General features: G+C 61.4%; 8 protein-coding genes. 1 reads left to right on the forward strand and 7 read right to left on the reverse strand.

Features of this window, described 5'->3' with window-relative positions:
- Window positions 1-113: 113 nt before the first annotated feature.
- The 4 genes from Q673_RS21535 to Q673_RS21550 form a co-directional block, all read right to left on the reverse strand.
- A complete protein-coding gene (locus Q673_RS21535; RefSeq protein WP_023004701.1) occupies window positions 114-791 on the reverse strand; it encodes a recombinase family protein in 678 nt (225 codons plus the stop codon).
- Window positions 788-1,303 carry an antitoxin Xre-like helix-turn-helix domain-containing protein gene (locus Q673_RS37200; protein WP_081711953.1) on the reverse strand — a complete coding sequence of 172 codons (516 nt, stop codon included), beginning with the start codon at window positions 1,301-1,303 and terminating at the stop codon, window positions 788-790. Before Q673_RS37200 ends, Q673_RS21535 begins: the two co-directional genes overlap by 4 nt.
- 333 nt (window positions 1,304-1,636) lie before the next feature.
- Entirely contained in the window at window positions 1,637-2,800 is a 1,164-nt protein-coding gene (locus Q673_RS21545) for a Fic family protein (protein WP_023004703.1), read from the reverse strand.
- Window positions 2,801-3,039: 239 nt separating this feature from the next.
- Entirely contained in the window at window positions 3,040-5,616 is a 2,577-nt protein-coding gene (locus Q673_RS21550) for an EAL domain-containing protein (RefSeq protein ID WP_235048470.1), read from the reverse strand.
- Between the two features lie 440 nt (window positions 5,617-6,056).
- Here Q673_RS21550 and Q673_RS21555 point away from each other — a divergent pair, with 440 nt between their 5' ends.
- Entirely contained in the window at window positions 6,057-7,865 is a 1,809-nt protein-coding gene (locus Q673_RS21555) for a diguanylate cyclase (protein ID WP_023004705.1), read from the forward strand.
- A gap of 210 nt (window positions 7,866-8,075) precedes the next feature.
- On the opposite strand, the gene Q673_RS37205 is transcribed toward Q673_RS21555, so the two are convergent.
- The 3 genes from Q673_RS37205 to Q673_RS36415 all read right to left on the reverse strand — a co-directional run.
- Window positions 8,076-8,345, reverse strand: coding sequence for a diguanylate cyclase (locus Q673_RS37205; RefSeq protein WP_081711954.1), 270 nt, complete (start codon window positions 8,343-8,345; stop codon window positions 8,076-8,078).
- Entirely contained in the window at window positions 8,290-9,537 is a 1,248-nt protein-coding gene (locus Q673_RS35790; protein ID WP_081711955.1) for a sensor domain-containing diguanylate cyclase, read from the reverse strand. The genes Q673_RS37205 and Q673_RS35790 overlap by 56 nt, the downstream gene beginning before the upstream one ends.
- A 399-nt stretch (window positions 9,538-9,936) precedes the next feature.
- A partial coding sequence (locus tag Q673_RS36415) for a hypothetical protein (RefSeq protein WP_235048471.1) occupies window positions 9,937-10,358 on the reverse strand: 422 nt, incomplete at its 5' end.

Consider the following 10,358-nt stretch of genomic DNA (forward strand, 5'->3'; position numbering starts at 1 on the left):
AAGTCCGACAGACTGCTAGCGCCAGAGATACGGATCTTGGCGAGTGATGCCCTTGGGCCGAAGCCTTAGAACGCTCGATTATCATCCTACCGAGAGATCACAGCTAGGCGTGCTTATAGCTCTTCACGCCCAACAGCCGGCGAGCCCTGCCAGGCCTTCAGTTCTTCCAGCTCAGGCGCGTTAGGGTCGCACTCTGCCAGCAGCTGCGCGAGCTTGGGGTGGTTCACGGACTTGGCCAGCCCTTCGCGCTCCAGAGAGGCATTCAGGGTCACCCGGCTGACACCGAAGTGCTTGGCCACCTCGGTCTTGGTGATCTCAGGGTTAGCTAACATCGCCGCCGCCTTGCGAGCGTCTGTGGGTGACATGGCCGGGCGGCGTCCTCCCTTGCGGCCGCGGGCTCTGGCCGCTCCCAAGCCAGCCAGAGTCCGTTCCCGGATCAGGCTATGCTCGAACTCGGCCAAGGCGCCGAAGATATGGAACACCAGTTTGCCACCGGCGCTGGTGGTATCGATCGCTTCGGTCAGCGACCGGAAGCCCACACCGCGCTCGTTGAATTCGTGAACTAGCTCCACCAGATCCTTGAGCGAGCGGGCCAGCCGATCGAGCTTCCACACCACCAGGGTGTCGCCGTCGCGTAGGACACGCAGGCAGGCCTGCAGCTGGGGGCGCTCTCGCTTGGTGCCGGTGACACGCTCCTCGAAGACCTGCTCGCAGCCGGCTTGCTCGAGCGCATCACGTTGCAACTGTGGGCTCTGGTCCTGGGTACTGACGCGAGCGTAGCCAATGATCATGCAAAGCCTCCCTGCTGTTCAGCGTCGAGGTATGCCCGGAGTTCACGTAAGGCGGATAGCCCACCATGGCGCAGGTGCTCCATTGGTGCCCTGCCCTGGAAGAGCGCCCCCTGATTGGGGTGATGTAGCCACCGACACTGGCGATCGGCCGAGTGAAACAGGGTCTCCAGCGCCGTGTAGATCCCCAGCAGCAGAGATGCTCGCTCGCGTTGCTCTCTATCCAAAGCTGCTCGGGCGGGATCACTCGACCATGCACGGTACGTCGCCAACCCCAGCCCCAGGAGAGCCGCCATCTCCTCATCAGAACAACCCCACTCGCGAGCAATTCTCGGCATTGTCCGCAGTACAGCCGCGCTAATGGCAGCATGATTGTCATGTGCCTCCCAATCCTCGAGGCCCACTGGCTCAAACGGCTCCTGGTACCCCTGCACCGAACCCTTCAGTCGATCTCGGGGGTCATCGGGGGTAGCTCCCTCAACAGCATGGCTCGGCGCTCCATCTCCTCGTGTCATCACGGCACCTCACGGAAAACAAACCCTCTTTTTCTTTACATCATGGCCATGAATTATACTCGAGACAATAATTGACCATAATTTCCTCTCACACCCACCGTGACACCAGAGGCTGAGCCAGATGCGGACTGTACCGATCCATACCCTCGAAGGGGATCAGGTAGTGTGCCTACCGGCTGACATGGCTTATGAAGGCGTAGAGGAGTTGGCCATCTCTCGGAAGGGGGACGTGGTCACTCTGCGTCCTGTGCGTCCCTCGTGGACGTCCTTCCTGGAGATGCCGAAGGCAGAGGATACGTATCTTCAGGAACGCCTCGCCGTCGTGGGGGACGCCTACTCCCCGTCGTTCTGACGGAGCCGTTCCGGCACCTGATAGCGCGTGCTACGGCCACCTGCTGGAAGCTTCACCAAGCACCCCTTCTCGACCAGCCCGGCGAGGTGACGGGTGGCGGTTGCCTTACTGACCTTGGCGACTTTTTGGTACTGCGACGCACTGATGCCGTGTTCGAAGCCTCTCTCTCCTCCATCAAGAAGGCGGTTCAGCACCTTCACCTGCTCGGGGAGCAAGCCGGTCGACCTGAAGCGCTGCCAGAAGCGGGCCTTGGCCAGCTTCCGATCGACCTGTGCCAGAACGTCCAGCAAGGTGGCATCCAGAGTCTCCAGGAACCAGACAAGCCAGGCCGTCAGGTCTGGCGTGCCACGCTGGCTCGCTTCCAGGCGACAATAGTAGTCGGCGCGGCGCTTCAGGATGGCCGCCGACATGGCATACAGGCGGATACTCTGCTGATCCGCCTGCGCCAAGGCGCGATCGGCGATGGCACGGGCAATCCGGCCGTTGCCATCTTCAAACGGATGCAGCGTCACAAACCAGAAGTGTGCCAGGCCCGCCCGAACCAGGGGATCCAACTCGGGGTCATGACGGCTGGACTCGAACCACGCGAGGAACTGATCAACCTCATGTTCCAACCCCTCACGCGGCGGTGCCTCGAAATGCACCTTGGGACGATCGAGGCGACCCGAGACCACCTGCATGGGCTCCACCCCGCGCCACTGCCCGGGCCTTAGCGTCGTCAGGCCGGCGTCAGCATCAGGAAACAACCACCGATGCCACTGAAATAGCCTCTTGGTGTCCAGCGGCGTGTCAGGCTTGAAGGTGGCATCCAGCATCAGCTCCGCCAGGCCTTCGGAACGTGGTGACGTCGTCCCCTCTGCTTCCTCCACGCCAAGGCGCCGGGCCAGGGATGAGCGAACTGACGCCACATTAAGACGCTCCCCCTCGATGGCCGAGGAGGTGACGATATTCTGCAATAGCGTATCCAGAGCGGCTCTTGCCTCAGCGTCCTGGTCATCTGCGGATGTCAGGGCTCCCGACCGTCCCAGCAAGATGCCGAGATCCTTCCAGCATGCCTGGACCCGTGGCTGAACCTCGGCCGCGTGCCAGGTGAAGTTCGGCCAATCAGGATGCTGCCAGATCCATGTCGAGGCTTGATCGGTCATGCCAGACCTCCAAGAAGGCGGAGGAGCCGAATGACAACGTCATTCGGCTCACGTTATGAGCCGAATAGTGATTGGTTTCGGCTCAGCTGGCAAGTCTGGGAGTCATAAGGCCTCGGCTCGGCGTCTTCTCGTGTCGTCGCGGCACCTGCCGATAAAGAAACCTTGGTTTTCTTTACATGTGATGGCCGGAGAGAGGGCCACTGGCCATAGAGCCCGGTGAAGGGGGCCCATGACCTACCTCATAGCCCCACAGGTACCGGCAGTTGCCCTGGAAGCTCCATGATGGCCTCTCGCGGCATTGGCTTGGCGAAGTAGAAGCCCTGCAGCAGGTCGCAGTTGCGGCGGATCAGGTCCTGTTGCTGCTCCCGCTCCTCAATGCCTTCGGCGACCACGACCAGGTCCAGGTGATGGGCCATGGTGATGATCCCTTGGACGATGGCGGCATTGCTGCGACTGGTGGCGATGTCCTGGATGAAGGCACGGTCGAGCTTGACCTTGTGGATCGGCAGGTCGCGCAGGTAGCTGAGACTGGAGAAGCCGGTACCGAAGTCGTCCAGCGCGACCCGAACCCCCATCGCCTTGAGCGTATTGATCATCGTGATGGCCTGCTCCGCGCCGTCGAGCAACACACTCTCGGTGACCTCCAGCTCCAGCAGCTCGGGCGGCAAGTCGGCATCGTCCAAAGCCGCCTGCACGTCGACCAGGAAGCCGTCACGTCGGAACTGCAGCGAGGAGATGTTCACGGCGACCGGACCCACCAGCCCGCCTGCGGCATACATCGTCGCGGCGTCCTGGCAGGCACGGCGCAGGATCCAGCGCCCCAGGGGAATGATCTGGCCGGTCTGCTCGGCCAGCGGGATGAACACGCAGGGCGAGATCATCCCGCGCTCAGGGTGGTGCCAACGGATCAGGGCTTCCATACCTCGGATGCGTCCGTTCACCGCCTCCACGATGGGCTGATAGTAGAGCTCGAATTGGTCTTGGCTCAGTGCGGTATGCAGATCGTGTCGCAATAGCACCGCCTCTTCGGTGCCGCGATGCTGGTCGCCCTGATACCAGTGCCAGGTATTGCGCCCCTGCTGCTTGGCATCGGCCACCGCCAGATCGGCGCGCTGCATCAGCTCGTAGGCGTACGCCACGCTCTCACAGTTGCAGGCGATGCCGATGCTGGCACTGATGTGCAGGGCACGCTCCTCAATCAGGAACGGCCGCGACAGGGCACTCAAGACCTCTTCGGCCATGTCGACCCCGGCCTGGCGACTATCGAGGTCAGACAGTAGCAGCGCGAACTCGTCGCCGGTCATGCGGGCCAGGTTCGCATCACCGTCCACCACCTGGCACAGCCGCTCGCTGACCGCCACCAGCAGCTGGTTGCCGATGTGGTAACCCAAGCCGTCATTGACGGCCTTGAAGCCATCCAGGTCGAGGTGCATCACCACCAACAGCCCCTGATCCTCCTGAACCCGAGCGAAAGCCGCCTGAAGGTGCTCATCGAAGGCGGTACGGTTGGGCAGACCGGTAAGCAGGTCGTGGGTCGCCTGGTGGGCGATCTGAGCTTCCTGCTCGCGCTGCCGGGTAATGTCCTGCTGGATGCCGATGTAGTGTGTGCAGGCACCTTCCGCATCAAAAACAGGGCTCAGCGAGAGGTGGTTCCAGAAGGGCGTGCCGTCTTTGTGGTAGTTGAGCAGGGTGACCTCGGTGGACTGTCGCTCGCTGATCGCCCGGCGAATGGCGACGAGGGCCTCAGGGTCAGTGTCTGGCCCCTGCAGGAAGCGGCAGTTGCGGCCCAGCACCTCCAGGGGGGTGTAGCCAGTGAGGCGATAGAAGGCCTCGTTGGCATACACCAGCGGCATGTCGGTCTGGGTGGCATCGGCCATGACCACGCCGTTGGGGGTGGCCTGGATACCTCGCTCCAGTAGGAGGCGATCCTCTTCCTGCTGCTTGCGAGCGGTGATATCACGGCAAACGCCGTAGACCCCCACCACCTTGCCATCCACCGAGACCGGGAAGTTGAGGATCTCCAGCCGGTAGGGATGGCCATCGCGGTGGGTGCCCATCGTTTCGTACTGGTACGCCCCGCCTTGTCGAGCAATATCGAACCCGGCTTGGGTCAGCTCGCGATACTCAGGCTCGATAAACTCGTTGAAGTGTCGCCCAACGATATCCGCTTCGGGATAGCCCGTGATGCATGTCAGCGCCGCGTTGCCCCGCTGGAAACGCCCCTCCAGGTCGAATTCATAGACCCCGTCGGGGTGATTCACGAACAGCGAGCGATGCCACTCGGAAAGGGTGCGGTGGCTGGCGGCATCACGGTCACGCAGGATGGCCAGGGCCACCAGCGCCGCCGCCTGCTTCATGCGGCGCCGACTCGACTCTGTCGGGTGGTTGGGGTCGCGAAAGTAGATGCCGAAGGTGCCCAGCAACTCACCGTCGGTCGTCAGCACAGGGTTGGACCAGCAGGCCCTCAGCCCCTCTCGATCAGCAGCGTCACGAAACGGCGCCCAGCGCGGGTCGCTGCGAATGTCCTCGGTGACTACCGGTTCCCGGCAGTAGGCCGCGCAGCCGAAGGAAGCCGCATCCGGCCCGATGGGCACCGCCTGCAGGCACGCCTCGTAGGCTTTGGAGAAGCGCTGGCTGGGGATGAGGCTAAGCGTCTGACGGCGGGAGTCGAAGCGCATGAAGGCCACGATAGCGTCTGGCAGCAGGATCTCTATCCAGCGGGCGATGGCATCCAAGGTTTCCTCGATCGGCGCCTGCTGCGCGATCCGTTCGTGGACCTCCTGCTGCGCCTCCATCAGCGCTAATTCATTAAGCACCACCGTGTCTCCATGCCGCCTTCCTTATGGGGGTAAATGCTCCCAGGTTCACCTACCGCCCGCTATGAGGCGAATAGTGGCCGAGCGGGTTCTGACGGGCAAGGCACACGCGTCCCACGAGCCATATCGTCTACCGAAGATGACGCTACATGACTTTTGCTGGATACTTGCGCGCGCTCAGCGCGCCGGCATGCTGCGCCTTGCTCCTGACGACGTGAACCCTTCGCCTGCACGGATTGCGGCTGACCTGTTTCGAGGCTCCGCCATTGATCATCAACGCTTTATGGGCCCGCCTGACGGTAGCGATCCTGCTACCTGTCGCGCTGGTCACACTGACCCTGACGCCAATCTTTGTCTCGCACCTGAAGGAGCGGGCAGACGGCACACGCAGGTCGGCAGAGACTCTGCTCACGTCCGAATACGACATACTCCTGCGCGGCATGAACGAGAGCTTCAACCAGGTCCTGGCCACCGCCGAGTACCCGCTGCTGCGACGTTTTCTATCTCGTCAGGACGCTGCCGAGACACCGACGTGGGGCCTGGCGGCGCAGAACGACTGGGAGCAACTGGAGGCCCTGTTCGACACCCTGCTGACGCACTTCGGCCGCTATACGCGTCTGGCGGTGGTCGACACCGAGGGGCGTGAGTGGGTGGCCACTTCGACGACTCCCCTGCTACCGCGGCCACCGGTGGTCGACCATGGCGCCTCGACCGCCTTCCGCCAGGCCATGACCCTGCAGGGCAGGGACCTGTATGTCTCGCCCCCTCGCCTGGGCGCCTCCGGGGCGGAGCAGGCGCCGGTGACCACCGTCATCGACATCGCCACGCCAATCATTGGTGATCAGGGCCAGCGCCTGGGCGTGCTGCTGTTCACCCTCGACTGGACACGCCTCACTGCATCATTGCCACATGCCCGTGATAGCCGCGGCGATGCTCTGCTGGTGGGAGCCCAGGGACGCTGGCTGTTGCCCGACGTCGACGGCCAGGAGGCGCGATTCGGCGAGCCCGTGGCCACACACTGGCCCGCGGCCTGGCGTGCGATGTCCGATCGTAACCAGGGTATGGCCACCCTGGACGCGCACCTGCTCGCCTTTCGCAGCCACGACCTGCGCACCCAGCACTACCGCAGCCAGGCCGGCACCATCGTCAGTGATCCAGGGACCCAACCCTGGCGACTCGGCATCCTGATGCCACGACCCAACCTGTGGGGACTGCTCAAGGAGAACCCGGTGCAGCCGCTGGCCATCGCCCTGGTCTATGCCCTGTCGGTCGCCTTCGGGGTGTTCTGGGTGCTCAGCAACCACCGCCTGCGCGGGCTACGGCAGCGGGCACTGCTGTTCTCGCGTGAGGCCCGCCAGTACGCCGGTGAGGTGCAGGACCTCTACGAGCACGCCCCCTGTGGCTACCACTCTCTGGACAGCGATGGCCGGGTAGTGCGGATGAATCGCACCGAGCTTGAATGGCTGGGCTATCGCGACGACGAGGTGATCGACAAACGCTTCTACCGCGACTTCGTCACCCCGGATACCCGCGCGGCCTTCGATAACGCCTTCCGCCAGGTATTGGGTGAGGGACAGGAAGGCAGTGCCGAGTGCGAGCTGCTGTGTCGCGATGGCACCCGTCTGCCGGTGGCGATCCAGGCCACTGCTCAGGTCACCGACGACGGCTTCCAGTATTCCCGGGCCATGGTATTCGACCTCAGCGAGCGCAAGGCCCTGGAGGCGCGCTTGGAGCGGCAGGCACTGACCGATCCGCTCACGGGGCTCGGCAACCGCCGCGCCCTGGAGGACCAGGCCGCCATGGAGATCGCCCGCGCCGAGCGCAGCGGGTCGCCGCTGTCGCTGATCGCCATCGACCTCGACCACTTCAAGCGCGTCAACGATAGCTATGGCCACGACGTGGGTGATGTGGTGTTGCAGGCCTTCGCCAGGCTGGCCCGCCAGGTGCTGCGTGACGGAGACGTACTGTGCCGCATGGGCGGCGAGGAGTTCGCTGTGCTGCTGCCCGACACCGGCCGCGAACAGGCCCTGCAGGTTGCCGAAAGGCTGCGTGAGGCGGTCTCCACCACCCCGGCCAAGGTCGGCCAGAGCGCCACGGAAGATGGCACGCTGGACTACACCGCTTCGCTGGGCGTGACACTGGTCAGTGCTGGAGAGACCACCCTGAAGCCGGCCTTCAAGCGCGCCGACCTGGGACTCTATGTCGCCAAGGAAACGGGCCGCAACCGAGTGCAGTGGGAAGAGGCCTGACCCCCATACGAAAAACGCCCCTGGTGACGGGACCGGCACCAGGGGCAAGCAGGATCATACACAGTTCAGGGAAGCGCCTCTTGGCCGGAGGCGCAGTGCAAATGCCTACGCAAGGACAAGCTTGCTGAACATTAGCACCTTTGTATCATGCCTTGATCTAAATCGTGACGCCACCCCCCCTTGCACTGATGGGTGCATCTGCGGGCTCTCTCAGCTACCCAACTCGTAGATTGCTTTGCTCTCGGCAGCAACGACACAGTTGCGCCCGGTATGTTTAGCGGCGTACAAGGCCTGGTCTGCCTCTGCCATCAATTGTGCGAGAGCCTCGAGCTCATCGCTAGCCTGGTGTGCAACACCAAGGCTGATTGTCATGTTGACTGACACTGGCCTTGAAACTCCCGCGACTTCAATGAAAAAAGGCGTATCAGCGACACAACGACGAAGGCGCTCGGCCAGAGACATGGCCTGTTCGTTTTGCATGCCGGTCGCAAGAACCGCGAATTCTTCGCCCCCCCAGCCTCACTAAGCAGTCCTCGGGCCGCAGTTCATGCTGAAGACGGTCTACTAACTGAGACAGCAAAGCATCTCCAACCAAGTGACCGTGGGTGTCATTGATCTGTTTGAAGTGATCAATATCGAACAAGATCAGATGTCGAGGAAATGTGGCGGGGTGCTCGCTCATTTGCCGGTCTAGGCCGCGTCGGTTGAGTGCACCGGTCAGCGCATCCCGCTCTGAAGCAGCCTGTGCTTGCTCTTCTTCTTGCTTACGTTTGCCGATATCGACCAGCACCCCGGCCAGTGCCACTGGCTCTCCCTGATCGTTGTGCTGTACCTCGGCGATGACCTCATACCAGGACCACGCATCGTCGACAAGACGAACGCGCACATCGAGACGAAACTGGACTGGAGTAGGAGCGTTACGCGACTCCCGGAGCCATGACCAGATCACTGCGCGGTCCGTTGGGTGTAAGCGATTCGCCAAACGCCGCAGCGGCATTCGGGGAGAGGTCTCGGGATAGCCCAATGCCACCTTTAGGCCCTGGGAGCACCATACGCGCCCATTGCGAAGGCTGACCTCCCAGACGCCGCAATCGGCGACCTTATGGAAAAGTTCGACCTGGCGCGATCGGTGGTTCAATTGATAGCGGTAAAGAGCCGCGGCAACCATCTGGGCTGCCGTCTCCAGCAGGTCGAGGCCTGGGCCCTCCCAGTTGACGGAACGGTCACAGTCATCAATCCCCAGTGTCCCCCACCAGCGGCCGTCCACGAAGATGGGAACACTGGCCATCGAGAGAGTCGCCTGACTCTCTAGGTGTCGCTTGATGGGGCCCTCTGGGAGCATGGGGGTGCAGAAGCTATGGCGACATCCCCTCTGACGCTCTTCAACCAGTTGCTGATACTCGACCTCATCGAGTGACGAAGCAAAGAACCGAGAACGATAGTGGTTCAGCAACTGGTAGCGTTCCGACGAGGCCCACTCGAAAACATAATCTTGAATCACCCTATCGGGCTGTATCTCCACCAGTTGCAGAATCCAGACCCTGCTGGCTCCAGAGACGGGCCCCAGTTCGGTCAGCAGTCGATCGACGCCATCCGCCCAGTGCTCCATGGCCATCAGCGCCGTGCTGCCGCGCGCCAATGCCGCCAAGCAGTCGTCAGCAACAAGAGGCACTTTGCTACCTCTGTAGGTAGCGAAGATCGGGGAGGGGGGCCAAGCATTGTCGGAACTCTGTTATGGGGCCTTGCTCCCAAGCATGGTTGAGCAATCGGTCAACTACAAGGTGCTGCTGGTCATAAAGCCACCTCCTTTGCTGCCAGGCGTCACCTGGGCAGTCCCTACCCGCCGCATGCATCGGTGTGGTCAACCTATTCCGGGGTGAGCTTCCATGGATTTAGACTTTCGTAGGGGTGAATAAAAACACAGTTTATGTGGTGACAGTAAAACCTGTTCTTCGCCATTTGCGAGTCCTTTCCGCAATATCGGGCCGCCCAATTAATTGGGTGGCCCGATATTAGTGGGTGATTGTGGCTTTATATTTGATATTTTAATTTATTGAGTCCATATGGTTTTCTATATGGTTAGATATTTGACGCTCTTTGGGTTTCGAATTGAATTCTTGAGCCACGTAGGCTTACCAGGTTTTACCATCTCAGGGTGTGACGAGATATAAACACCCAAAGAAACTATATAATTTGATACTTCACGGAGGATCTCATATTCCTCTGCTGCGAGTGGATCCGCTCCATGCTCAGTGGGCAGCATGATGTCGTTGTTCATGAATTCATATATTTCCGATGTCGTGAATGCTGACCTCAGCATGCAGGGGTGATTAATGGGATCTTCATCCATCGGGCTGTTGATTGCTATAGTAAGCCTGTGACCTTCTTCCTCTACTGGCTCGTACCATTCATCAATATTGTAGTGGCGGAGCATTTTGTTCATTTGCCGGGAAATTTCTGATGATTTCATCCAACCTACCAATATTCCATCAA

Origin of the sequence: Halomonas sp. PBN3 (assembly GCF_000475415.1) — a bacterium.
GTDB classification, from domain to species: domain Bacteria; phylum Pseudomonadota; class Gammaproteobacteria; order Pseudomonadales; family Halomonadaceae; genus Halomonas; species Halomonas shengliensis.

Bases quoted from the DNA above. Each gene is read 5' to 3' on its own strand.
- Q673_RS21535 (WP_023004701.1), bottom strand. From the start codon at position 791: ATGATCATTGGCTACGCTCGCGTCAGTACCCAGGACCAGAGCCCACAG.
- Q673_RS37200 (WP_081711953.1), bottom strand. From the start codon at position 1,303: ATGACACGAGGAGATGGAGCGCCGAGCCATGCTGTTGAGGGAGCTACC.
- Q673_RS21545 (WP_023004703.1), bottom strand. From the start codon at position 2,800: ATGACCGATCAAGCCTCGACATGGATCTGGCAGCATCCTGATTGGCCG.
- Q673_RS21555 (WP_023004705.1), top strand. From the start codon at position 6,057: ATGAACGAGAGCTTCAACCAGGTCCTGGCCACCGCCGAGTACCCGCTG.
- Q673_RS37205 (WP_081711954.1), bottom strand. From the start codon at position 8,345: ATGCAAAACGAACAGGCCATGTCTCTGGCCGAGCGCCTTCGTCGTTGT.